26 protein-coding genes and 1 pseudogene are annotated in these 23982 nt (G+C 52.8%); 12 read left to right on the top strand and 15 right to left on the bottom strand.

Going from position 1 to position 23982, the window contains the following annotated elements:
- Positions 1-6 precede the first annotated feature (6 nt).
- Positions 7-1107, bottom strand: a complete 1101-nt coding sequence (locus tag ATI02_RS21730) for an efflux RND transporter periplasmic adaptor subunit (RefSeq protein ID WP_100847313.1) — start codon at positions 1105-1107, stop codon at positions 7-9.
- Positions 1108-1201: 94 nt separating this feature from the next.
- On the opposite strand from ATI02_RS21730, the gene ATI02_RS21725 reads away from it, so the two are divergent.
- Entirely contained in the window at positions 1202-1837 is a 636-nt protein-coding gene (locus ATI02_RS21725; RefSeq protein WP_095189391.1) for a TetR/AcrR family transcriptional regulator, read from the top strand.
- A 107-nt stretch (positions 1838-1944) separates the two neighbouring features.
- Here ATI02_RS21725 and ATI02_RS21720 read toward each other — a convergent pair whose 3' ends face one another.
- A complete protein-coding gene (locus ATI02_RS21720; protein WP_100847312.1) occupies positions 1945-2727 on the bottom strand; it encodes a class I SAM-dependent methyltransferase in 783 nt (260 codons plus the stop codon).
- Positions 2728-2819: 92 nt separating this feature from the next.
- Between ATI02_RS21720 and ATI02_RS21715 the strand changes: the two genes are divergently transcribed.
- Complete coding sequence (locus ATI02_RS21715; RefSeq protein ID WP_100848484.1) at positions 2820-3440, top strand: energy transducer TonB; 621 nt, start codon at positions 2820-2822, stop codon at positions 3438-3440.
- Between the two features lie 3 nt (positions 3441-3443).
- Here ATI02_RS21715 and ATI02_RS21710 read toward each other — a convergent pair whose 3' ends face one another.
- From ATI02_RS21710 to ppc, 7 genes are all read right to left on the bottom strand, one after another.
- Complete coding sequence (locus ATI02_RS21710) at positions 3444-4136, bottom strand: extensin-like domain-containing protein (protein ID WP_100847311.1); 693 nt, start codon at positions 4134-4136, stop codon at positions 3444-3446.
- Between the two features lie 2 nt (positions 4137-4138).
- Complete coding sequence (locus ATI02_RS21705; protein WP_100847310.1) at positions 4139-4975, bottom strand: isocitrate lyase/PEP mutase family protein; 837 nt, start codon at positions 4973-4975, stop codon at positions 4139-4141.
- 33 nt (positions 4976-5008) lie between these two features.
- Entirely contained in the window at positions 5009-5869 is an 861-nt protein-coding gene (locus tag ATI02_RS21700) for a DUF72 domain-containing protein (RefSeq protein ID WP_100847309.1), read from the bottom strand.
- Positions 5869-6177 (bottom strand): hypothetical protein, encoded by a 309-nt coding sequence (locus ATI02_RS21695; RefSeq protein WP_095189396.1) that lies wholly within the window; start codon positions 6175-6177, stop codon positions 5869-5871. The genes ATI02_RS21700 and ATI02_RS21695 overlap by 1 nt, the downstream gene beginning before the upstream one ends.
- Positions 6178-6433: 256 nt before the next feature.
- The gene (gene tsaB / locus ATI02_RS21690) at positions 6434-7108 is read right to left on the bottom strand and encodes a tRNA (adenosine(37)-N6)-threonylcarbamoyltransferase complex dimerization subunit type 1 TsaB (protein WP_095189397.1); all 675 of its coding nucleotides are present in this window, start codon (positions 7106-7108) and stop codon (positions 6434-6436) included.
- Positions 7109-7202: 94 nt separating this feature from the next.
- Positions 7203-7850 (bottom strand): adenylate kinase, encoded by a 648-nt coding sequence (adk, locus tag ATI02_RS21685; protein WP_095189398.1) that lies wholly within the window; start codon positions 7848-7850, stop codon positions 7203-7205.
- Positions 7851-8151: 301 nt separating this feature from the next.
- Positions 8152-10782, bottom strand: coding sequence for a phosphoenolpyruvate carboxylase (ppc, locus tag ATI02_RS21680; protein ID WP_095189399.1), 2631 nt, complete (start codon positions 10780-10782; stop codon positions 8152-8154).
- 213 nt (positions 10783-10995) lie between these two features.
- Between ppc and ATI02_RS21675 the strand changes: the two are divergent.
- Positions 10996-11256, top strand: a pseudogene (locus tag ATI02_RS21675) (pilin assembly protein); the annotation flags it as partial.
- Positions 11257-11392: 136 nt separating this feature from the next.
- Complete coding sequence (locus ATI02_RS21670) at positions 11393-11713, top strand: hypothetical protein (RefSeq protein ID WP_100847307.1); 321 nt, start codon at positions 11393-11395, stop codon at positions 11711-11713.
- A gap of 33 nt (positions 11714-11746) precedes the next feature.
- Here ATI02_RS21670 and ATI02_RS21665 read toward each other — a convergent pair whose 3' ends face one another.
- The 4 genes from ATI02_RS21665 to ATI02_RS21650 all read right to left on the bottom strand — a co-directional run bounded on the left by ATI02_RS21665 (position 11747) and on the right by ATI02_RS21650 (position 15710).
- Positions 11747-13516 carry a P-loop NTPase fold protein gene (locus ATI02_RS21665; protein WP_100847306.1) on the bottom strand — a complete coding sequence of 590 codons (1770 nt, stop codon included), beginning with the start codon at positions 13514-13516 and terminating at the stop codon, positions 11747-11749.
- Positions 13516-14148, bottom strand: a complete 633-nt coding sequence (locus ATI02_RS21660; RefSeq protein ID WP_238156192.1) for a hypothetical protein — start codon at positions 14146-14148, stop codon at positions 13516-13518. Before ATI02_RS21660 ends, ATI02_RS21665 begins: the two co-directional genes overlap by 1 nt.
- Before the next feature lie 195 nt (positions 14149-14343).
- Positions 14344-15321 (bottom strand): IS5 family transposase, encoded by a 978-nt coding sequence (locus ATI02_RS21655; protein ID WP_100845106.1) that lies wholly within the window; start codon positions 15319-15321, stop codon positions 14344-14346.
- Between the two features lie 59 nt (positions 15322-15380).
- Entirely contained in the window at positions 15381-15710 is a 330-nt protein-coding gene (locus ATI02_RS21650) for a hypothetical protein (RefSeq protein WP_238156191.1), read from the bottom strand.
- A 173-nt stretch (positions 15711-15883) separates the two neighbouring features.
- Here ATI02_RS21650 and ATI02_RS21645 point away from each other — a divergent pair, with 173 nt between their 5' ends.
- From ATI02_RS21645 to ATI02_RS21625, 5 genes are all read left to right on the top strand, one after another.
- On the top strand, positions 15884-17158 hold the full coding sequence (locus ATI02_RS21645) for a pyocin-S2/colicin E7-DNase domain-containing protein (protein WP_238156190.1): 1275 nt from the start codon (positions 15884-15886) through the stop codon (positions 17156-17158).
- Positions 17158-17403 carry a bacteriocin immunity protein gene (locus tag ATI02_RS21640; RefSeq protein ID WP_100847304.1) on the top strand — a complete coding sequence of 82 codons (246 nt, stop codon included), beginning with the start codon at positions 17158-17160 and terminating at the stop codon, positions 17401-17403. Before ATI02_RS21645 ends, ATI02_RS21640 begins: the two co-directional genes overlap by 1 nt.
- A 95-nt stretch (positions 17404-17498) precedes the next feature.
- Positions 17499-17741 (top strand): hypothetical protein, encoded by a 243-nt coding sequence (locus ATI02_RS21635; RefSeq protein WP_100847303.1) that lies wholly within the window; start codon positions 17499-17501, stop codon positions 17739-17741.
- 13 nt (positions 17742-17754) lie between these two features.
- Positions 17755-18384 (top strand): hypothetical protein, encoded by a 630-nt coding sequence (locus ATI02_RS21630; protein WP_100847302.1) that lies wholly within the window; start codon positions 17755-17757, stop codon positions 18382-18384.
- Between the two features lie 308 nt (positions 18385-18692).
- A complete protein-coding gene (locus ATI02_RS21625) occupies positions 18693-19550 on the top strand; it encodes a hypothetical protein (protein WP_146166079.1) in 858 nt (285 codons plus the stop codon).
- A gap of 175 nt (positions 19551-19725) precedes the next feature.
- Here ATI02_RS21625 and tnpC read toward each other — a convergent pair whose 3' ends face one another.
- Positions 19726-21237: an IS66 family transposase gene (gene tnpC, locus ATI02_RS21620; protein ID WP_100845498.1), complete on the bottom strand. Its 1512-nt coding sequence runs from the start codon at positions 21235-21237 to the stop codon at positions 19726-19728.
- Positions 21238-21255: 18 nt separating this feature from the next.
- Positions 21256-21615: an IS66 family insertion sequence element accessory protein TnpB gene (gene tnpB / locus ATI02_RS21615; RefSeq protein WP_244196544.1), complete on the bottom strand. Its 360-nt coding sequence runs from the start codon at positions 21613-21615 to the stop codon at positions 21256-21258.
- Positions 21616-21713: 98 nt separating this feature from the next.
- Between tnpB and ATI02_RS21610 the strand changes: the two genes are divergently transcribed.
- The 3 genes from ATI02_RS21610 to ATI02_RS21600 all read left to right on the top strand — a co-directional run bounded on the left by ATI02_RS21610 (position 21714) and on the right by ATI02_RS21600 (position 23515).
- Complete coding sequence (locus tag ATI02_RS21610) at positions 21714-22175, top strand: hypothetical protein (protein WP_100847300.1); 462 nt, start codon at positions 21714-21716, stop codon at positions 22173-22175.
- A gap of 113 nt (positions 22176-22288) precedes the next feature.
- Positions 22289-22819, top strand: a complete 531-nt coding sequence (locus ATI02_RS21605; protein ID WP_100847299.1) for a hypothetical protein — start codon at positions 22289-22291, stop codon at positions 22817-22819.
- Positions 22820-23098: 279 nt separating this feature from the next.
- Positions 23099-23515: a hypothetical protein gene (locus tag ATI02_RS21600; protein ID WP_100847298.1), complete on the top strand. Its 417-nt coding sequence runs from the start codon at positions 23099-23101 to the stop codon at positions 23513-23515.
- Positions 23516-23982: the final 467 nt, after the last annotated feature.

The following is a 23982-nucleotide window of genomic DNA, read 5'->3' as shown; positions in this document are numbered from 1 at the left end:
CGGGGCCTACTCCTTGTTCGCCAGATTGACGACACGATTGGAGCGATCCACCGGACGCACCTGCTGTCCTTCGAGCAGCACATGCACGCCGGCGGCCACCACCCAATCATTGGCTTTCAAGCCTTCGAGCACCGGCACGGTTTTCTCGCCGAACGGGCCCACGCGCACGGGGGTCTTCTTCAGGGTGTTGTCGGTGTTGACGACCCAGACGTAGGTCGCGCCGTTTTCTGCGGTCAGCGCCGAAAGCGGTACCGACAGCGGCGCGGCATCGACCGATTGCACAAACACCCGAGCGCTCTGGCCAAGTTCTGCCGGGACTTTGCCGCTGGTGAAGGAAATGCGTGCGGCGAAAGTACGGGATTTCGGATCGGCCGCCGGCGACAACTCACGAATCTGTCCGGCGAAGCGCTGGTTCTGCTGAGCCCAGAGTTCGACGGTCACCGGCTGACCAACCTTGAAGCGGCCGAAGCTCTGCTCCGGCAGGCTGATCAGCACTTCACGCTCGCCATCGGTGGCGAGCGTGAACACTGTTTGCCCGGCAGCGACCACTTGCCCGACTTCCACCGCACGCTTGGCCACCACGCCGTCCTGCGGCGCACGCAGCACCGCGTAGCTGGCCTGATTGGTCGATACGTAGAATTCTGCTTTGATTTGCTTGAGGCGTGCTTCGCCGGAGCGGAAGAGGTTTTCGGCGTTGTCGTAGGCCGAGCGGCTGACCATCTGCCGATCCATCAGGGTTTTGTAGCGGTCGCGCTCGGCACGCACCAGGTTCAGATTGGCTTCGGCGGCGGCGACTTGCGCGCGGGTGGCCTCCAGTTGCAGACGCACGTCCTGCGGATCGAGTTCGGCAAGGGGCTGATCGGCCTTCACGCGCTGACCTTCATCGACCAGTCGTCGGCTGACTTTGCCGCCAATGCGGAACGCCAGATCGGGTTCGTAGCGGGCACGCACCTCGCCCGGATAACTTTCCATTGCCTGCGCCGAAGGCTCTGGCTGCACCACCATGGCCGGTCGCACGGTGACTTGCGTCACCTCTTCCTGACCACACGCTGACAAAAGGAACGCCAGACTCACTGGCAACGCGAGGGACAACGCATGGCGGAACATGGTGACGGACCTTTCGCTAATGGTGCTTGGAATAATTATACTGGCGGGTATGTTATTAATAGCAAACTCACCAGTCCAGTATTAAAAGCGAAGAATGTCGAACAATCTTTCAGCTCCAAACGGTCCGGGCCGCCCCAAGGATCTGGCCAAGCGCCAAGCCATCCTCGAAGCGGCGAAAATTCTGTTTCTGAGTCACGGCTATGCCAACACCAGCATGGACGCGGTGGCCGCCGAAGCTGGCGTGTCGAAGCTGACGGTTTACAGCCATTTCAACGACAAGGAGACGCTGTTCTCCGCCGCCGTGGTGGCCAAATGCGAAGAACAATTACCGCCGCTGTTCTTCGAATTGCCCCAAGGGATTGCCGTGGAAAATGTGTTGCTGAACATTGCCCGAGGCTTTCATCACCTGATCAACAGCGATGAGTCGGTGAATCTGCACCGTTTGATCATGGCGCTGGGCAGTCAGGATCCGAAACTGTCGCTGATCTTCTTCGAAGCAGGCCCGCAGCGCATGGTGCAAGGCATGGAGCGGTTGTTGACGCAGATCCATGACACCGGCGTGCTGAGCATCGACCAGCCGCGTAATGCGGCCGAGCATTTCTTTTGCCTGATCAAGGGCGCGGGGAATTTTCGTTTGTTGTATGGCTGTGGGGAGCCGTTGACAGAAGAGGCAGCGGAAAGCCATGTGCAGGAAGTTGTAGCGTTGTTTATGCGCGCCTATCGACCCTGACAGCCTTGCGTCGCTTGGACGGACGCTTTCGCGAGCAGGCTCGCTCCCACAGTTGAAATGCATTCCAAGGTGGGAGCGAGCCTGCTCGCGAATGCGGCGACTCAATCTCAGGGCTTGAGCGCTTTCTTCGGGTAGATGTCATAGCGGCTCGATTTGCCATCCAGCGCATGACTGGGCTTCGGCCCGTCAATGCACGGCGCCTTGCGCGGGCGCTTGACCACCACCCGGTGCGTCGCCAAAGCCAAAGCGGCTTCCAGCAGCGCCGGGGCATCCGGATCATCGCCAACCAACGGGCGGAACAGGCGCATTTCCTTCTTCACCAACGCCGTTTTCTCGCGATGCGGGAACATCGGATCGAGATAAATCACCTGCGGCGGCTCGCCTTCCCAATTGCGCATGACCTCGATGGAGTTGCCTTTGAGCAACTTCATCCGCGCCACAATCGGCGCCACATCAAAATCTTCCGCCGCCCGCGCCAGACCGTCCTCCAGCAACGCACCGATCAGTGGCTGGCGCTCAATCAGGCTCATCTCGCAACCCAGACTCGCCAGCACAAACGCATCCCTACCCAGCCCTGCTGTGGCATCCAGCACGCGCGGGCGCACGCCCTGAGCGATGCCGACCGCCTTGGCGATCATCTGCCCGCTACCACCGCCGTACAACCGACGATGCGCCGCGCCACCCTCGACAAAGTCGACGCGCACCGGCCCCGGTGCGTCCGGGCCCAGTTGCTGAAGCTGCAGACCCTGCTCGCCGACCTGCAAGGCGAACTCGCCGTCGGCCACTTGCAGCGGCAAGCCCAGGCGTTCGGCCCACTGCTCGGCTTGCGCTTCAAACGTCGGGCCGAGAGCTTCGACATGGATGCGGCAGGCCGCGGGTTGCTCAATCATGAAAACACGCTCAAAAAGTTAAGGATCGGCAAAAAGTGGCCGATAAAACAATCAAAGCGCATTTTGCCAGAGCTGAGCGGCAACCGAAAAAAATGTCAGGCATTCTTCCCACATCGATTGGCTACATCTCGCCCCATGGCGATTTCAGCCGTCAAAATACTCAAGCACTGAGCGGCGTCAGTCACCTGTGGCAGGATTTCTTTGCCCAGGCGCTGGCCGAACAGACGAGTGAAGTGGTGCCTGCGTGTGGCAAGTTTCCTCCGGTTGACCTGAGTAGCCCTGAAGAGCCGACCGTTGGCAGCGAACTGCACGCGCACATCATCAGCCAGCGCGAGTGCGATGTGGTCGAAACCGAAGTGCGTCCGCCGGAGCCGCTGTTCCTGCCGATCGCCGAATTCGAAATGGACTTGCTGGACAAACCATTCCCGCCATTCCCGCCAGAAGAACTGAAAGCTCAGCAAGAGCAACAGGATTTCGACAGCAGTTGGGTGCGTCCGGTGGTGATCAACAATGGTCAGCCCGTTCCAGAGCCTGGCCCGGCCCCGCAGAAGAAACCGCTGTACCTGCCGATTGCCGAGTTCGACCTCGACCTGATGCAGAAGCCTTACCCGCCGTTCCCGCCGGAAGAAATCGTCGAGCAGCAGAAAGCGTTGGACTTTGATAACGGTTGGGCACGTCCGATCGTTCTGCAAAACCTGCGCATCGCCGCCTGATCCTCAGCGACACATGCTCCAGCGCCCGACATCGACATGAAAGTGATTGCGATGGGCGGCGTTGTAATCCGGACTCAACACCACACTGAACGCCTCGCAGGCACCATCGCGCAACTTGCGCAGAAACTGCGCGTCCTGATTTTGCTTCGGCCAGTCCTTGAGCACGCTGATGGTTCGGCCGTCCGCCAGCCGGAACCCGGCGATGTCCAGCGCATCGGCACTGGCATGGCGGCTTAGCGCACCGCTTTCGCGATTGTAGATATTGCGGCAGGCGAAGCTGCCGAGGTGATCAACCCGCGCGACCTTTTGCCCGTAAACGGATTGAGCGGCGGGTTGCAGCGTGTGGTGTTCAAACATCGCATAGGCCACCGCCAACGGACAACTGGCGAGGAAGCTGCTGCTCAGCGCCACCTCACCGCCCTGAACGCGCAAGGCGCCGATCAACGGGCACTTGGCGTCAGGGCTGTCGGCTTGCCGCGCAACGCGCAAAGCCGAGCTACCAAGCGCCTGCGCGCAAAGTTCCGGGTCGCCGCGCAAACGCATCAGCTTGTAACCGGTCAGCCAGTTGGGCGTGGCTTTCACATCCAGCGGCGCCCACGGATTCCACTGCGGCGGCACGTCCAGCCAGCCGCGCCAGACACTGACCGCAGCGCCGCCAATCATCAGCAGCACCAGCCAGAATATCCACCGCCCCATGTTCAGCCCTTGAAAAACTGGTTGGCCTTGGCGTACGGCATCGACTGCGAGGTGAAGCCGAAGGTGCCGCAATTCTGGATTTCTTCTGCCGCACGGAAGAACTCGCCGTAAGCCGCCAATGCCAGAGCAGAACCGGTACTGATCCGCCGCACGCCCATTTCTTCGAGTTGCTGCACGGTCAGCTTCAAACCGCCGGACATCAACACGTTCACCTGTTTCGGCGCTACCGCGCGCACCACGGCCAAAACTTCTTCGGCGCTGCGCAAACCCGGCGCATACAAGACGTCGGCGCCCGCCTCGGCGAAGGCCTGCAAACGGCGGATGGTGTCGTTGAGGTCGGGATTGCCGTGCAGGTAGTTCTCCACACGGGCGGTCAGGAGGAAGGGAAATGGCAGCGTGCGCACTGCGGCCACGGAGGCTTCGATGCGCGCGACGGCGTGTTCGAAGCAATAGATCGGCGCGTCCGCACGGCCCGTGGCGTCCTCGATCGAACCGCCCACTGCGCCCGCCTCGGCTGCATACAGCAAACTTTTTGCGCACTCGACCGGGTCGTCGGCAAAACCGTTCTCCAGGTCAACCGCCACCGGCAAATCCGTCGCCGCAACAATTACCCGGACATTGGCCAAGGTGTCTTCAAGGCTCAAGGCACCATCGGCTTTGCCTTGGGAAAACGCATAACCGGCACTGGTGGTTGCCAACGCCTGATAGCCGAGACTGGCGAGCATCTTCGCCGAGCCGGCATCCCACGGATTGGGAATGACGAAAAGCCCCGGACGCTCATGCAAGGCTTTGAAGGCTTGGGCTTTACGGACTTGTTCTGTAAGGGCTTGAGCATCCATCGGCAGGCTCCGGGGCAGGAAAACGAGTTCGCCTCAGAGCAGGCCAAGTTGCTCCGCGGCGGGTTCTCTGTATAGCTCAGGCAGAGGTGGCAGGCCAGGCAAACGATGCATCAGTTGTGCGTGAAAACGTTGCGCCAGCTTCGCCGCCAGCAGGTTGTCGGCGGTGTGCAGGAAGATATACGGCGTGCGGCCCTCTTCGATCCACTCGGCGATCTTCGCCACCCATGGCACCAGAAACGGGTCGTTGGCTTCAAGTTCTGGATGGCCGATGAAGCGCACCTGCGGAAACTGTGTGAACGCCGCTGGACGTGTCGGCACCCGGGGCTTTTTCGATTGCGCGTGGATCACCGAGGACTCGGTCGACAGGCAACTGAACAGCGCACGCGGATCCAGACAGATGCGCTCGACGCCACGATCCAGTAACAGCCGATTGAGCAGGCGCTCGCTCTCACCCTTGGCGAAGAACTGCTCATGCCGCACTTCCACCGCCAGCGGGCAGTCCAGCGCATCGATGAACGCCGTCAGCTCCGGCAGCCGCTGCGGTGTGAAGCTTTTCGACAGTTGCAGCCACAGCGGTGCGACACGCTCACCGAGAGGCTTGAGTAATTGCAGGAAGGTTTCGGCGGCGGTCAGTTGCTCGCGCAGATCACCGCTGTGGCTGATATCGCCGGGGAATTTGGCTGTGAAGCGAAAGTGCGCAGGCATGATCTCGGCCCAACGCTGCACGGTGGCGGGCGATGGGCTGGCATAGAAGGTCGTGTTGCCTTCCACGGCGTTGAACACCTGGCAGTAGTGGCCGAGGAAATCAGAAGTTTTTGCGTCTACCGGATACAGATACTCGCGCCAGGCGTTTTCGCTCCATGACGGGCAACCGAGGTAGTAAGGCAGATCCATCAGATGTACAGATCGAGGCCCAGCACGTCGGCATCCCAATCGACAAAACCGGCGGTGCTCAGGTAGCTGGCCAGGGCCATGGCTACGCTTTTTTTCATCGCGCGGTGATAAATCATGTCTTGCTGACGGGCAGGCAGATTGCTCAGGCGTTGTGCGGAGGCTTTGGCAGCACGGGCGGCCAGTTGCGCTTCGGTCGGGAATTCCAGCTCGCCGTCGATATCCTCGACGGATTCGTCCAGCGCCGGATTGCCTTTGCGAGGCTTGCGCTTGATGGGGTAGGACTGAGTGGAAACGCCGTCTATACGCATAAAGTCATGCTCGGTATCAATGATGGCAATTTAGCGGCACTTGACCGACTTAGCAAACTGCCGAGTGATAACTAGAACACATAAAGAGCAAAAGGTTTAAAACGCGGGGTTAGAAACTGACGATTGGCAATGTTGGAATGTAAACACCGAACCTGTGGGAGCGAGCCTGCTCGCGAAGAGGTCAGCACATTCAACATCAATGTAGGCTGACACGACGCTTCGCGAGCAGGCTCGCTCCCACAGGTTGTGTGGTGAATCAGCGGGCTTTGGGGGTGGCCACTTTGTCGCGCAGGTAAACCGGCTGAGCATCATCGGCCGGGATCGCCTCACCACGCTCCCAGGCAAAGCGCGCCAACGTCAGCAGGTCTTCGGCGTGGGGCAGCATGCCGGCATCGGAACCGCTCAGCTTGACCGCGATGCGCTCGCCATAACCCCAGCCCGTGCCGGCACCGAACCAGTCGCCGCTGGCATCGTCCGGCAGTGCCGCGACTTCCGGCGGCAACACCGCTTCAGCACCGACCAGACGCATCTCCCCCGCCGTCTCGCGGTAGCAGCCCCAATACACTTCATCCATGCGCGCATCGATGGCCGCGGCAACCTGGCTCACGCCATGCTCACGAAACGCACGCTGCGCCAGCACCGCAAGGTTGGACACCGGCAATACCGGACGGTCCAGCGCGAACGCCAGCCCCTGCACCACGCCGATGGCAATCCGCACCCCGGTAAACGCACCCGGCCCGCGACCGAACGCAATGGCATCCACCGCTTGCAGCGTGGTGCCGGCGTCGGCCAGCAGTTGCTGGATCATCGGCAACAGCTTTTGCGCGTGCAGGCGCGGGATCACCTCGTAATGGCTCGTGACCTTGCCGTCATGCAGCAAGGCAACGGAGCAAGCTTCAGTCGCGGTGTCCAGGGCCAGCAAGGTGCTCATCGATGTTTCCAAAACAGGTGGGGGAAAAAGGTGCGTCAGTATAAACAACTACGGCCCGCAAGCGGGCCGTGGATGATGCAGCGAATCAGCTTTTTCAGCTCAGCGCTTCAAGCACCTTGGCGGTGATTGCTTCTACCGAACCGACACCCGGAATGTGGCTGTACTTCGGCTTGCCGTTGGCAGCGGACAACTTCTGGTAGAAGTCCACCAGTGGCTTGGTCTGCGAGTGGTAAACCGACAGGCGATGACGCACGGTTTCTTCAGTGTCGTCTTTGCGCTGTACCAGTTCTTCACCGGTGATGTCGTCTTTACCGGCCAGTTTCGGCGGGTTGTAGACAACGTGGTAAACGCGGCCGCTGGCTTCGTGAACACGACGACCGGCGATGCGCTGAACGATTTCTTCGTCTTCAACGGCGATTTCGACCACGGCGTCCAGCTCGACACCGGCAGTCACCAGTGCTTCAGCCTGCGGAATGGTGCGCGGGAAGCCGTCGAACAGGAAACCGTTGGCGCAGTCAGGTTGAGCAATACGATCCTGAACCAGCGCGATGATCAGATCATCCGACACCAGGCCGCCGGCATCCATGATGCTCTTGGCTTGAACGCCCAGTGGCGTGCCAGCCTTGACCGCTGCACGCAGCATGTCGCCGGTGGAGATTTGCGGAATGCCGAATTTTTCGGTGATGAACTTAGCCTGAGTACCTTTACCGGCCCCGGGAGCTCCCAGCAGAATGACGCGCATTAGATGTGCTCCTCAATTTTTTTATAAAAAGCTTTTACAAAACAAAGGATTCGCCGCTTGGGACGAATCCTGAAAAATACGGGTCGTGGCCGCACAAACGGCCAAAGGCTGATCAAGATACACAGCAGGCTGCGCCCACACAAGACGCCAAAAGTCGGAGAAACCGCCGCCAACCGCGACCTTGCGACGCGGTGACCCAAGTCGCACCCCCATCATTAACTGTCGCCTGGCGGCACTTTTCCCGTGAACGCGAAGCGGCACCCGAGGTTTGCTCCGGGTGCCTGGCGTTGCGTCAAAAACGTTAGCCGGTATTTCGCAAACCGGCGGCAATCCCCGCCACAGACACCAGCAGCGCCTGCTCCACCGGGCTACCCTGCTCAACATTCTGCTGTCGCGAACGGGCCAGCAGTTCAGCTTGCAATAGATGAAGCGGATCAAGGTAAGTGTTGCGCAGACGGATGAATTCGAGCGTGTCCGGGCTATGTGCCAACAGCTGAGACTGACCGGTCAGACCAAGCACCACCGAGCACGCCTGCGACAATAGGTCGCGTAAGTGCGCGCCCAACGGCAGCAACTCCGGCTCGACCAATCGCTCGTCGTAAGACAAAGCGATATCGGCGTCAGCCTTGGCCAGGACCATTTCCAGCATGTCGATACGCGTGCGGAAGAACGGCCACTGCTCGCGCATCTGCCCCAGCAACTCGCCCTCGCCACGCTCCAGCGCCTTGCTCAGCGCCGATTCCCAACCGAGCCACGCCGGCAACATCAGCCGGGTTTGCGTCCAGCCGAAGATCCACGGAATCGCCCGCAGGCTTTCGATGCCGCCGGCCCGGCGTTTGGCCGGACGGCTGCCGAGTGGCAAGCGGCCCAATTCCTGCTCCGGCGTGGACTGGCGGAAATACTCGACGAATTGCGGATTTTCCCGCACCACCTGGCGGTAAGCGCTGACACCGTCCGCTGCCAGTTCATCCATCAGATGGCGCCACTCAGGCGTGGGCGGTGGCGGCGGCAATAAAGTCGCCTCAAGCACCGCGGCGAGATACAGATTGAGGTTTTGTTCGGCGATGTCCGGCAGGCCGAATTTGAAACGAATCATTTCCCCCTGCTCGGTGGTGCGGAAACGTCCGGCCACCGATCCCGGCGGCTGCGACAGAATTGCCGCGTGAGCCGGACCACCGCCACGGCCCACAGTGCCACCGCGACCGTGGAACAGCAGCAGTTCGACTTGCTGCTCACGGCAGATTTCCACCAAGCGTTCCTGTGCGCGGTATTGCGCCCACGCCGCCGCAGTGGTGCCGGCGTCCTTGGCCGAGTCCGAGTAGCCGATCATCACTTCCTGCGGGCCTTGCAGCCGCGCGCGGTAACCCGGCAGCAGCAACAGACGCTCGATCACCGGGCCGGCGTTGTCGAGGTCGGCGAGGGTTTCGAACAGCGGCACCACGCGCATTGGCCGCAGCACGCCCGACTCTTTAAGCAGCAGTTGCACGGCAAGCACGTCGGAAGCCGCACCGGCCATGGAGATCACGTAGGAACCCAGCGACGCCCCCGGTGCGGCGGCGATTTCCTTGCAGGTGTTGAGCACTTCGGCGGTGTCGGCGGACGGCTTGAAATGCGCCGGTAACAACGGCCGACGGTTAGCCAGTTCGCGGGTCAGGAAAGCAATCCGCGCCTCTTCATCCCAGTCTTCATAGCGCCCGAGGCCCAGATAGTCGGTGATTTCCGTCATCGCCGCGCTGTGCCGCGATGAGTCCTGGCGCACATCGAGACGCACCAGAAACAAGCCGAACGTCACCGCCCGGCGCAGGCAATCGAGCAGCGGCCCGTCGGCGATCACGCCCATGCCGCACTCGTGCAGCGAGTTGAAACACAGCTCCAGCGGATCGAGCAGATCACGATTATTGACGAGTACATCGGCGGGGGCCGGGGTGGTGGCGGTCAGTGAGGCATGCGCCCAATTGCGGGTGGCACGCAGACGTTCACGCAGTTGCTTGAGCACTGCGCGATAGGGCTCGGCGCTGTCGCCCGCCTTGGCTTTGAGTGCCTCGCTGGCTTGCTGCATCGACAGTTCGGCAGCCAGATGATCGACATCGCGCAGGTACAGATCGGCGGCCATCCAGCGCGCCAGCAGCAACACTTCACGGGTCACGGCGGCGGTGACATTGGGGTTGCCGTCACGGTCGCCGCCCATCCACGAGGCGAAGCGAATCGGCGCGGCTTCCAGCGGCAAACGCAGGCCGGTCGCCGCATGCAGCGCCTGATCGGCCTTGCGCATATGGTTGGGAATCGCCTGCCACAACGAATGTTCGATCACCGCAAAGCCCCACTTCGCCTCGTCGACCGGGGTCGGGCGGGTGCGGCGAATTTCTTCGGTGTGCCAGGCTTCGGCGATCAGCCGTTGCAGGGTGTTCTGGATCTGTTCGCGCTCGGCGCTAGTCAGGTCGCGATGATCTTGCGCCGCGAGTTGCGCGGCGATCGCGTCGTACTTCTGGATCAGCGTGCGGCGCGCCACTTCGGTCGGGTGCGCGGTCAGTACCAGTTCGATTTCCAGCCGTGCCAATTGCCGGGCCAGCGACTCGGCGCTGTGCCCTTCGTTACGCAGGCGCGCCAGCAGTTCGGGCAACACGCGGGATTCGAACGGCGCGGGCTGCGACTCTTCGCGACGATGGATCAATTGATACTGCTCGGCGATGTTCGCCAGATTCAGAAACTGGTTGAACGCGCGCGCCACGGGGAGCAATTCGTCTTCGCTCAACTGATTGAGGCTGGCGCTCAGTTCGGCGTCCATCGAGCCGCGGCGATCGGCCTTGGCGCCCTTGCGAATCTGCTCGATCTTGTCGAGAAACCCTTCGCCGTACTGGTCTCGAATGGTATTGCCCAACAGCTCTCCGAGCAGGTGAACATCCTCGCGCAAGCGTGCATCAATATCGGTCATCAGCAGTTCTCCAGCGTTCATCCGGGCGGCTTAGAAACGAGTGCATGACCTAGAGAGTGCCGCTCTACGACGCTTCTTACAAGCAGGCGACGAAGGGACTTTAAACCTTGTAGCCGAAAGCTAGTCTCAACAGTAAGCCGCATGAAGGCTTGCCGCCGGCGTCGCCGGACACTCACCCAGACCTGCCACAAGCAGGTGCGAAATGAGGTCATCATGAAAATCCGTGAACTCGCTCAACATTGGGAAGAAAACGCCAAGGGTCGCCTGACCGACACTGGCTACACGATTCACCTGGACGTCGAGGCCGCTGCGCGCCTGGCGGCGATTGCCGAAATGTACCCCAAACGGCATGCCGAAGAACTGCTCGGCGAACTGATCGGCGCCGCACTTGAAGAGTTCGAGGCGAGCCTGCCGTATGTGAAGGGTTCGACCGTGGTGGCCACCGACGAGGAAGGCGATCCCCTTTACGAAGAAAGCGAACACGCAATAGGAAAAACTCAATATCTCTTGAAAGCCGCGTAGAACATGGCTTCGCGATCATTTCAGAGAACAATGAGTGATAAAGACAGTCCTAGATTTACGACACATGTGGCCACGCCGGAGATACCCCATGGACACCTTCAAAACGATGCTCAGCAACTGGGAAAACAAAGCTCACGAAACCTCGAAGCTTGTTGAAATCACCCTGACCATTCGCCAACAAGACCTAGTGAAAATCAAGGCGTTTGCGGAAGCCTATGGACTAGATCAAAGCATCATCACGGAAGGTCTGATTCACTCTGCTATAAAAGAAGCGGAAACAGCCATGCCCTACGTCAAAGGGACTGAGGTGATCAGAGTGGAGGAAGGTGAAGAGATTTTCGCTGACGTTGGCAAGACACCCGCTTACGTCCAAGCTGAACAGGTAATCTCAAAGACCCTACGGGGATAGGGTCAGTGAGCCTGAATCTAGCCTAGCAAGGGGCTATTCAGGTTGGTTTTGTTGAAGACGCAGTTCTTCCTCAGCTTGAGCGTAAAGCTTCTCGTATCCCTTGAATTTGCCCATTCTGGATTTGTTGAGCAAGGACAGCTCAGACAGCTTCACAAGACAACGATAAGTCTTAACGAAGATTTCGCTGTAGGAGTTCTGAATGTGTTGCTCAGGTGAACTGATTTGACCACATTTCAGACACATTCTGACGTAGTTAGTGAAATTGTAGTCATCGAGGGTGCTGAAATATTCATAATATTCATCTTCTGTTTTTCTCGCCGCACTGTTTCTGACATCCGTATTGTTGAAGCCTGAAACCTTGAAAGCATTTTCCATAAGCTCAGCTAGGCTTCTCTCAATAACCAAACCATCGAAATATTCTTCAAGCTTTTGCTGAACGTATTCATTGTCAGGCCAGCGAAACACATCACGCTTTTCACGAATATTTTTGTTGATGATTACCGAATCAAAATATTTATCAATGACTGGCTTAATTTTCTCAGCACGTCCAGATTCAGTGTAAACGAAAGCAACACTATCCAAGTCACTGATTTCAAAATTGACAAGAGATTTTTCAATCGCCAAATCGAAAGCTTCAAAAACCTTATCATCATTATTCAGAAACGACGCATGATAGAGATTCCAAGCATCCTGCAGTAAGGCGATTTCTGAGTCATGCTTAATTTTAGCTTCCAGAGCGTTGATAACGTCATTCAAAGAATCTTCATCAACATAGCCCTTCTTCACCAAATCAATGATAGCTACATCAAACTCATTGCAATGGGTAAAGCCATAGTCTTCAAGGTACTGACTCTTTTCTTCTATGGATTTTTTCAGCTTAGCTTCGGCTTCATCCACTTCATCGCCGGGAAGGTCAGTTTCAACATAGCCACCGTTGTAATTCAGGATAAAATCAAGATCGACCTTCGCAGCATCACCGCCATATTTAGACAAAATCGCTAATGGCAAAACGTGAAGAGCCTGTTCAATTATGTGTTCGGTAGCACCTTTCAAAGTCTTTTCAAGAAGACCAGCAAAATAATCAATTTTCTTGAGCAATCGGATATTGTTGATATCCAGCCTTTTGACATTCTTTGTAAGAATCTCATGTATTTTACTATCAGTAGAAAATACCAGCTTTACCGATTCGTCTACCGAAGGATTGAACGTAACCTCATAATCAAAGACTTTCTCATGATACGAGAAAAAATCATCGCCAGATTTTAGCGTTCCATCGTTGAGCAGCATTACAACGCGGCAGTTTTTGCTTTCTACCAGAAGCGAGATTAAACCAAGCACCTCCCTATCATGCAGCCCTGACCCTTTCCGCTCAAAATCGTCTAGACAGATAAGCGTGTCAGTAACACGAATGAATTGAAGGCTTTCAACCATAGGCCCAATACCTTTAACGCCCAATGCTGATACATCATTGAACAAAGATGAGCCTTTACGCATCCATCCAGCAAATCGACCTGAAATGTCTTTGAGGTTTTCCTCAAACGAGCTTTCATCAGAAGCGATATGGGCACGCTCACGGTAAACCTTGTTCTCGTAAATAGACCTTTTCAAGTCTTTCAGGCTGTTCAGGCCGAACAGAGAAACGTAGGAATAATTACGTTTATAGAAGGTATCACGGCTTTGATTAACGACCTGACGCCAAAGGTGGGTTTTGCCCGTACCCCAATCACCTTTCAGGACAATTGCCCTATCCTTTTCACCTTTGACGAAATCGACAAGGGCTGATTTAACTTTACTGACTGACATTAATTAATCCCCTTGGATCTGTCTTCATCCTTGATGAAATCAGGATATTCTTGTGGATGTTGAATGATAATGTATTTGACGATTTTCTGTTTCAGAGCAACATCCAAGGCTTTCTGAAAATCAGAAATAGACTTGAGTGGCGTTTCATCGACGAGCAGAGAACGCCAATGAACGTTATTCTCAGCATCTGATAATTCAAGCTTTAGCAAGGTTTCAATGGCTCTGTGAGCCATGTTTCCCACACCAGATCGAACGGTAAAGCTCTGATGAATCAACGCATCATCCACATCTGTCTTTTCATCAAGCTCACAGGTGTTCAAGATTGAAAGTGTTTGGGCCGTAAAATCCGTGTTCTTCTCGCCATTGAAATCTTGAAGATAAATTTCTTCAATTCTGGTTTTCCATGTCTCAGTATCACCATCACTCTCATGCATTTCATCCTTTCGGAATTTAAGATGCAGACCAACGCCATCCCCAAGCTGATAACTGACATCACCAGCCAGAATGCTCATTAGGCTATTGGACAGAGCAGATAGTAAATCGACGCGATAATTCTTGTTGAATCGCTTAAAAAGAGAAATATCAAACAGCATCCAAAGGCCGTGATATTTCCAAGCAAACAAGACTGGCATCCCGAGCAATTCGCCGTATTTCAGCAGCTTTTCCCGGTCTTTAGACCTTAGGGAAGGTCTGAAGTAGTCAGCGATTTTTTGATGCCCTCATTGGTCAATCAAAAAAACGCTGGCAGGGTCAGAAAACAGACCTTTCCTGTTACTCACTCATCGTTTCACCCTTGCGCGGCGCCTTTTCAAGGCGCTTTTTGCGCATTACAGACGTACCTCTCCCGCAACCAGCAGCCGTTTTCGCATCATCCACACGTTCGACAGCGCAAATAGCGTGACCTGTTGCGCGGTGTTTTTCATCAAGCCGCGAAAGCGCACTTTCGTATACCCAAACTGACACTTGATGACCCGAAACGGGTGTTCAACCTTAGCGCGTACCTGGGCCTTGGCGTATTCGATTTTGCGACGCACCTGAGCAATAAAACTCTTCTTGCCGTGCTTCTTATACGTGCTGGGCCGTGCGGCAATTGACCAGATCATTTTGCGGTTCTGATGCTCGGGACGCTTGTCCACGCCGGTGTAACCGGCATCGCCAGACACGTACGACTCTTCGCCATGCAGCAACTGAGCAACCTGCGTCACGTCCGCGACATTCGCCGCCGTGCCCACCACGCTATGCACCAAACCCGACTCGGCATCAACGCCGATATGCGCTTTCATCCCGAAGAAATACTGGTTCCCCTTCTTCGTCTGATGCATGTCGGGATCACGTTTTCCGTCTTCATTCTTGGTCGAACTCGGCGCATGAATGATCGTTGCATCGACCACCGTACCCTGGCGCAACATCAGGCCACGGTCGCCTAGATAACCGTTGATGACCTGCAAAATTCCGCCGGCCAACTCGTGTTTTTCCAACAGACGCCGGAAGTTGAGGATCGTGGTCTCATCGGGAATCCGATCCAGGTGCAACCCCGAAAACTGGCGCAGGATCGTGGTCTCATAGAGCGCTTCTTCCATCGCCGGATCACTGTAGCCGAACCAGTTCTGCATCAGATGAACCCGCAACATCGCCATCAGCGGGTAAGCCGGACGACCGCCGTCGCCCTTCGGATAGTGTGGTTCGATCAAGGCAATCAAGCCCTTCCAAGGCACGACCTGATCCATCTCAATCAGAAAGCGCTCGCGGCGGGTCTGCTTACGTTTGCCGGCGTACTCGGCATCGGCGAAGGACATCTGTTTCATCGTGACTCAACCGTCGTGTTCGGGTCGGGCGGGTATTTCACCAGATTTGGAAGGCTTCTTCAGAGTTTCCTTAGCGTAAGGTTCTTATCCACCTTTGTTTTTACTTCAATCAAAACCTTGTACTGGTGGTTACCCGTGTCGAACACGGCCAGCAGATCGGGCACTTGATAGATGTCATGGGAGGATTTCGGGATTTGTTGCTGATCAAGCTTGTGGATAAGCGAACACTTGCCGAGCCAGCTACAGACCACAGCGAATTCGTCCTCAGCAGGTAGCCCAAGGTCTAAACGCTTCACACGCTGAATAACCTCTTCGGGGTTTTCCCATCCAGACAGTTCAAGCGATTCATGTAGAAGGCGACTTCGATCCATCAGCCAGACATCACTCATACCCACTCCCTATAGTCGCTGTCGCTGGAAAAACCGCATAGTGCCATGCCACGGCACCACTTGGCTCATCGACGCCACTGGAAAGCCACCATAGTGATTTTGAGAAAAGTCCTATTTACTACCGCCTCGGGGATATGGGATGTAACCCCATCGAGTCAAACAAAGGAATGGGAATGAGCAATTTCTGGAGTAACACTGCTGGGCCATCACCAAACGTTCTACGACCAGCAACACCGAACAACCGTGTTGCCGCATCAGCACCCGTAGAAAATATCCAATGGGATGAACCACCAGCACCCAAGCCTTTACCCCCGGTAATGGAGAAGAAAGGGTGTGTCTTTGCGAAGTCTTGCAACCTGCCGGACGGCATCACTGACCATAAGAATTCATCGGGATTCGTGCCAGTAGAGAAACTGGCCGACTACGGGCTATGGGCTGTTTTATCCACAGGCGTAGCGATTAAATCGACGCCTACCGCACTTCAACTGGTGGGTAGTTCATCGACCGGAAGCACCATCCTCAGCCGCTTAGGCGGCACCTTGTCTTTACAGCTCATCGAGGTAAGCCCGGTTGTTGCCGCAGGTGCGGCTATTGGCACCCTTGCCCTGCTAATGCCCAACACCAGCATTTCGCCTGACAGTGCTTTCTATACAACAGAACAGTACTCAGGCATGGAGAAAGGACGAACGCGGGTCAGGGTCAACGTAAAGCAACTGCCTGATGGGTCGGTCAATGCGTATGGCTTTTATACAGGCGGAAAAACCGACTGGGAAAACGTCAAGGTCATTAAGGCCACGCCAAGAGGTGAAACGTTCGTAGCGGACGTAGGCAACGGCTTTGAGGTGATCTGGACACCAGCAGCGAATCCAAGCGATACCCTTGGAATTCCGGCCCTTCAAGGTGCCCCGTCGCTACCCTCAATTTGGGTCTACCCACCTACGGAAAAATCAGACCAGATCCTTGTCAATCCGGCTCATCCGCCCGAGTATCAAGACGCGATAATCTGGTTTCCAAGCACTGACATACAACCTATCTACGTGATGCTCAGCGTTCGCTATGACGCTGGGGTTGTGACGGGCAGAGGCAAACCAATAACAGGCATTTGGCTTGAAGGTGCCAGTACCGGCACCGGTGCCCCGATCCCTGAGCAAATCGCTGATGCCTTGCGTGGAAGGTCATTTGAATCATTCGATGATTTCCGAGCCGCCTTCTGGTTAGAAGTGTCGAAAGACCCTGTATTGAACAGTCAGTTCATCGAAGACAACCAAGCTAAGCTAGCGAGAGGAAGGGCACCCGTAGCGATCAGGCCCGAGCAGGTAGGCGAAAGGGTGAAATTTGAAATTCACCACATTGAATACATCAAGAATGGTGGCGAAGTGTATAACGTTGATAACCTCGCGGTCATGACGCCAAAGCTACACATTCAGGTTCATAAGGACGTTAAATAATGGAAATCAAGGCGAAAATATCAGATTACTCAGAGGCTGAATTTCTGGAACTCATCAACGCCATCAAAGCGGGTGACGATGATGAAGAAGCCGAAGACAAGCTAATTTTTCATTTCAACAATATCGTTGGTCATCCTGCAGGTTCTGATTTGATTTTCTATCCAGAATCAAAGACAGCACAGTCAGCGGAAGAAATTGTTGAAACAATCAAGCAACACTACGGAAAATCACCTTTCAGACAATGATTCAAGATTGACCAAAAGCCCCGACTACAGGGGCTTTTCTTTGCATTGGCGAAATCGTAAAATGGCAAATCGCCACCTCACAAGGAAGAATAACAATGAAGCTTCTGTCTATCTTGTTCAATATTGCTTCACTCGGTTGTCTCGCATATCTGATGATTGAAAAAGGTATGCCGCGTAATGATGAATTCCCTATTGTCATCATTTTTGCTGGTGCCGCTATCCTTTCTCTTATCGTGATTATCACCGCAAAAGACAGTTCGTACATTGGCCTATGGCTTCAACGTAAAAAGCTTGAAGAACAGAACAAAATCGACCAGTTGAACAAAACCAAACCGTAAGGAGCTTCAAGGAATGAATGCGTACACGGTAGAGAATCAACTGAATGAAGTCCTGAAAGGTGCTTTTTGGCGTTCCAACCACTCCAGTGATTTCAGAAGACTCTACAATTTTGCTTCTTCAAAGAAAAAGCCGCTGGTGACAAGGACAATCTCAGAAGCTTTGGCTGATAAGCTTGTTCAGGATAAATACGCCGGGTCATACAAGCGGTTTTTCAGTGCTGGTGACTTCAAACCATACGCCCTCTTCTTCCATGCCCTTTTCACTGAACACATGAAGAAGGAACTGACTGAGGTTTTAAAGCTGGTGGTATTCAGCGAATCGGCTGGGGCGTTGGGCAGTCGAAAGGCGATTGAACTAGCTATGAAGTCTTACCAAAAGGCGATTGGCTGGAATGAATCAAAAGCCGTAGAAGCTTTGGTGAAGATGATTCAGACCATCGAAACATACGACTATAAACAGGAATCACCAGAACCGCTACGAGAGACGCTAGCAGCTTTCGTTGATGCCGAAGTTAAGACTTCAAAAAACATCGTCTCTATCAAAGCATACAGCCGCTTAGCTGAAATGCGAGTTCACTTTCAAAAAACAGACATGCATGAGCTTGTGATTAAAGCCTACAACAAAGCCTGTTACCTGATTTGAATGTCAAAATTCCGTTAGCATTACGGATAGCTATTAATTAGCTACAGACGACAAAAAGCCCCATTAACGGGGCTTATGCCTAAACAAAAGGAGTTACAATCATAAGTCGGCGTTATGACTTCCGACCTACATATTCAATTTATCAAATTAAAACCGCATGTCAAATATAATACTTAAAAACCCTCAGAAACCAAACAATTAAGCACCACCAAACTTGCAAAATGAAATTCATATGAAATAATAGAAAGAGATAACATATAAATAATTAAATGAACCGACTAACGATTGATGAAAATGAATTCATCAAAATGTACATCAGCAATAGATACAACACTACAGCGGTTGCAATAGCCGAATCATACGACAAACATTTATCCCCTTCTGAACAGAATTATGAATCAGCCATCGAGCTTGGTTCTACATTCATGTATCACTTTGGCAGAACAAACATTCAAGAATTTGATGCCTTCATACAAAAGCATCAAGTCGAATTCTCAACATCCAAAATCAAAGCATTCTTCAACCGAACTTTTAATAGACGTGTTGAGCTGGATATTGATTTCGAAAAAATCAGAACTAAAGTTTTAGACAATTACGACCTAGCCGCTAAGCAAGCGGAAAAGTTTCTTGCGGAATTGACTTACAAAAATGAAAGAGTTTTCAAAGACGAACACGTCAATCGTTTTGTAAAAAACAATGAAGAGTTCAAGAAAATTGCTGAAATACTCATCAACGACTATTTCTATTACACCAGCAAACCAATAGAGCCAAGTCATTTAGCTGGAAAACACCTCTACACCATTCTTCAAGAAATGGGCGAACAGTACGACAACATCACAGCCAATTTCAGAGACTGTAAAAACTGGCGTTTCGAAAACAACCTTCTTGTCTTACCTAAAAAAGCTGTGCTGGTGAATGGGGCAACGCACGTTGATTTAATCAACGCATACGGCGGCGGTTATGAGCTATCGACACTTGTGAAGGATAAAGACTATTTCAGCCGTATAACAGCCAAAGCAGTGATGTATAGCCCTGACCTTATCGAACCCCTTTACTGGAAAAAGCACGCAGACCCGGAGAAGCAGATTGAACAGCAAAAAAGACTGGATGCAAAAATGGCAGAGGATGAAGCAAAGCGTCACGGCAAGAAGAAACCTAAACACTAACGAAACACCTCAAATACAGAGCCAGTTATAAGGAGCCAGCACAAGCTGGTTTTTTTTCGTCTCCATTACTCACCTTCATTGACTAACCCGCCCGCCATGCTATTGGTATAAGTAATCAATGTCAGAACAGGGTATGCGATCCATGAACCCCACATTTTAAAGGCGGGGCGTATAGTTATCTTGGTATTTGCGGAGTGCAGTTCCACGGCAGCAAGGCTTCGAAGTCCTCTACCGCTGCGGCTTGCGGCAATCGTTCAAGTGCGTGGCGCAGCCACGCATAGGGCTCTTGGCCGTTGGCTTTAGCCGTCTCGACCAAACTGTAAAGTTGAGCACTGGCCGTCGCGCCTTTGGGCGTGTCGCTGAACAGCCAGTTCTTGCGCCCTATTACGAAGGGCCTGATCGCACGCTCTGCTGCGTTGTTGTCGATCGGCAAAGAACCGGCTTCGGTGTAGCGCACTAACTTGTCCCAGTTGCTGGCCAGATAACTGATGGCTTTGCCCAGCGCGTTTTGCGCCGTCACCTGAGGCTGCGTTCTCTCCAGCCAGGCGCGTAACTGCGCCAGGACTGGCAGGCTGTTTTGCTGTCGACCTTCATGGCGATGTTCATCGCCGACTTCTTTTAAATCTCGCTCGATACCGTACAGCTTGTTGATCAGATTCAGGGCTATATCGGCACGCCCGGTTTTGCCCTTGGGTTGCACTTTTTGCGCCTCGACAAACTTGCGTCGCGCATGTGCCCAGCAGCCTAAACGTTCGACACCAGCCTGCGCGCCCAAGGCGTTATAGCCGGCGTAATCGTCGGTCATCAGATAGCCGCGATAACCTTCGAGCAGGCGCGACGGTACCTCTTGCGCTCGGCTGGTCGAGTAATCAAAAAGGATCACTGGCTGATTCGGCGGTCCGCCGGTTTGTACCCACATCCAGGACTGGCTAGTCGGCTCTCGATCAGGCTCTTTCATCACCTGGACACGCGTTTCGTCGCAGTGGATTACGTGACTTTCCAGCAGCCTGTCACGCATCAAGTTGAGCAGCGGTTGCAGGTGTTCGCCGCACTGGATGACCCAACGTGCCAAGGTTTGTCGTGGAATATCGACGCCGTGGCGACCGAGTACTTTTTCGAAGCGATGCAGCGGCAGACCGTCGACGTATTTGGTGGTCAGCAACATCGCCAACACACTGGGACTGGCCATGCTCTTTTCAATCAATTGCGCTGGCTTGTCAGCGGTGACCGGCGCGGTTTCACAGCCACGGCAGGCGTAGACCTTGCGGATATGTTTGATCACGCGGATCTGCATCGGCACGATTTCCAACTGCTCGCTGGTTTCTTCGCCGATGGCGTGCTTGCGGCAGCCGCAAGCACACATCAGCTCGTGCTCGGGCAGTTCGTGGATGACTTCGATACGGGGCAAGTCGGCGGACAGAGGCTTGCGTTTGCCACGGCGTTTGGTCGGAGCGACGACTTCTTCCTCCGCCTCTTCGGCGGCAGGCTCAGCGACACTTTCGGCTTCATTAAAAAGAGCCAATTGCGGGGTCGCTGGGTCGACTGATTGTTCGGATTTACGTCCGAAGAGACGCTGACGTAGCAGCGCATTTTCTTCTTCAAGATGAACAACCTTGGACTGCATCTGAGCAAGTAATTGCTTGAGCGCAGTCAGGTCATCGGGAAGGTTGTCGGGCATGGAAATCATGCCGTGGATTATACCGAATCAGGCGACAAATCGAGGTGTCAAAACCTGATGTGGACGGTTGCGCCACAGATCAAAACCATCGAGCAGCCAGTTCAGCTCCTGGACCGTCAGCACGATGGCTTCGTCGCTGTGATCGGGCGATGTTTTGAAGCGTTCGGATTCAAGGCGTTTGAGCCAAAGGCAAAAGCCGTTGCGTTCCCAATACAAAATCTTCACCCGATTGCGGGGTTTGTTGAGAAAGACGAAAAGCACCGGATCGAACACCGCCACTTTGATATCCAGCTCCACCAGTGCGGCTAGGCCGTCGATGGATTTTCGTAAGTCTACGGGTTTAGGGTAGAGGTACACTTTTTCAACTTTGGCGTCGGGACGCATCATGGCCGCTGGCTTCTGAAAGAGATCGGGAGCACAGCATCAGGCATCAAATCGCGGCTTTGAATGTGGGGTTTGTGGAGCGGTTACAGAACAGGAGAGCAATGAACGAGACACAAGACGTAGGCAAATATGAATTCGTAAAGGTTATTGAGGAACTTGGATATACCATTGAGCTACGACCTTTCACGCCGTTTTCGGGGGAAAAGAATTGGGGCAAGCTTTGCTTGATGGACGATGGTAAACATTCAGGTGAAGTACGATTCAGGAAGAACACGGAGAACAACGCGACTATCAGGGAGAAGATAGCTGGTACACGGAAGACACAGGATAACTCCTATCTTGCGTGGGCCATTCTGGATTTATCAGTCATCGCAGTAGCTCACGCTGTAGCTACAGAGCGTGTGCCTTTGGATAAGCTCAAACCTAAGATAGACAGCTTTGGGCCTAACACTCAGATGAAATTCAATGATGCGTTAGAAATGTTTGGGTACTCGCTATCTCAGTATGAAGAAAGCGTAAAAGCATCTGGAATAAAGGCAAAATCAAATAAGCCTAAACCTTAAAACAGACCAGCATTATCAGGTTTTATCTTTTTTGAATCAATAATGTTTTTACTACCTTATTGACAGGTGTTAAATAAAATGGAGAATAATTATTAACCAACAATGAGATTTATATGGACAACGACACAATCAAAAGCAAAACTCTTACAAACACTTTGAGGATGCTATTTAATGTTTTTTTCAACGCCGCAGCATTTCTCATAGCATTACTCATAGCATTGACAGTAATAATATCGGTTATACATGACGCATGGAACGGAAAAATCAAGAACTCCTATACATATAAAGAATGTTTTGAGGCAACAAATAATCCATACAACTGCATGATTTACACCAACGCATTATTTATAAATCAAATCAACATCAATGAATCACCATACTTCTTTAACCAACCTAAGATTGACAGATTATTACCAACACCATTATTACCAGCACCATTCTTTAATATTGAAACCATGAATAAAGTTATCAAGTGTACCAGCGACCTTAAAAATCAGAGCAATTTCATACGCTATGTTCTTTCACAAACAGATGGCTGTACTTTGACAGCCGCAGCACAGCAGATAGAAAAAGGAAAGGCAGAGTTAGCAAAGGAAATAGAAGATACAGCTAAGGCTGAAAAAGAACAAAAGGAGAAAGAATGAAAGAAAAAGAAAGAAGCTGAATACAAAACTACAATTCAGGATGAAATAGCACAATGCTACTCAATAGCATTAGATAGTCAATTTCAGAAGCTTTTTGAACAGTGTGTATCTAAGTCATTCAAAACAGCCGGGACAAGAAAATAAATTACCTAGCATAATCAACCAGAACAGCCGAGAGGTTGTTTTTTTTCGCCCGCAATTAATTTAAATCATTACTACCATCTTGACAGGTGTTGAATTAAATGGAGAATAATTATTAACAAACAACAAAATGAAACCATGAGCACAATTAGACTTGCAATAGTATTTATTGCTTTATTGATGATAGCCGTATGTTTATTCGCAATTTCCGAAGAACGATTCTTTCCGATGACGAAAGTACACATCTATCAAAACATTGGCTATTACTCAGGCTTTGGTGAACACCAGAAACCAGAATTCAGCATTGAAGAGGTGTCAAGAATTGATTTGGCGTTTGCACAATATAGAATACTAAACAAGCCATCGGATTATTACCGAATAGTTAGACAGCTTAGTGAAATACCTAAATCAGACGATGACATGATAAGAAAAATAAGCCTATCTGACTCAACACTTTTGAAAGTAACAGTTATGGTTAAACTCATTAATGGTGTTGATTTAGACGGGACTCCAGTCGATATAAAAGACAAAACAATTACACTAGGAGGTAATTAATGACCGCTGATGCGGTTTTTTTGTGCCTGAAATAATAAATCATTACTACCATGTTGACAGGTGTTAAATAAAATGGAGAATGATTATTAACAAACAACGCAAGGTATAAAATGATACCCCTATTTAAACTACCTGCTTTTAAGTCAGCACAACCAAACAATAAATTAGAAGTCGGAAATCCAAACCCCAACAAACTCACCGTCATTAAACAAGAGATATTGTATACTTCCTTAGCAATCCTAACTCTTATTTCCTTTCAATTATTATTTTCTTGGTTTTATTTTAGTGATATAGGACAGCCATTCAGAAACATCGTTTTCCAGATATTCAGCACACTACTGATCACGCTACCCTTTTTCACTCTACCCTTTTAAGTGAAAAGACAAAGAAACCGCCAGTGCGGTTTTCTTACGTCGCTCACCCCGCCGACCGTCACCTACGCTTGAACCAGCCTCTAGACCTGATAC

Origin of the sequence: Pseudomonas baetica (assembly GCF_002813455.1) — a bacterium.
In the GTDB taxonomy this organism is placed as follows: Bacteria; Pseudomonadota; Gammaproteobacteria; order Pseudomonadales; family Pseudomonadaceae; genus Aquipseudomonas; species Aquipseudomonas baetica.
Note: the sequence above shows the minus strand (reverse complement) of the source record. Positions and strands in the feature narration are given on the sequence as shown.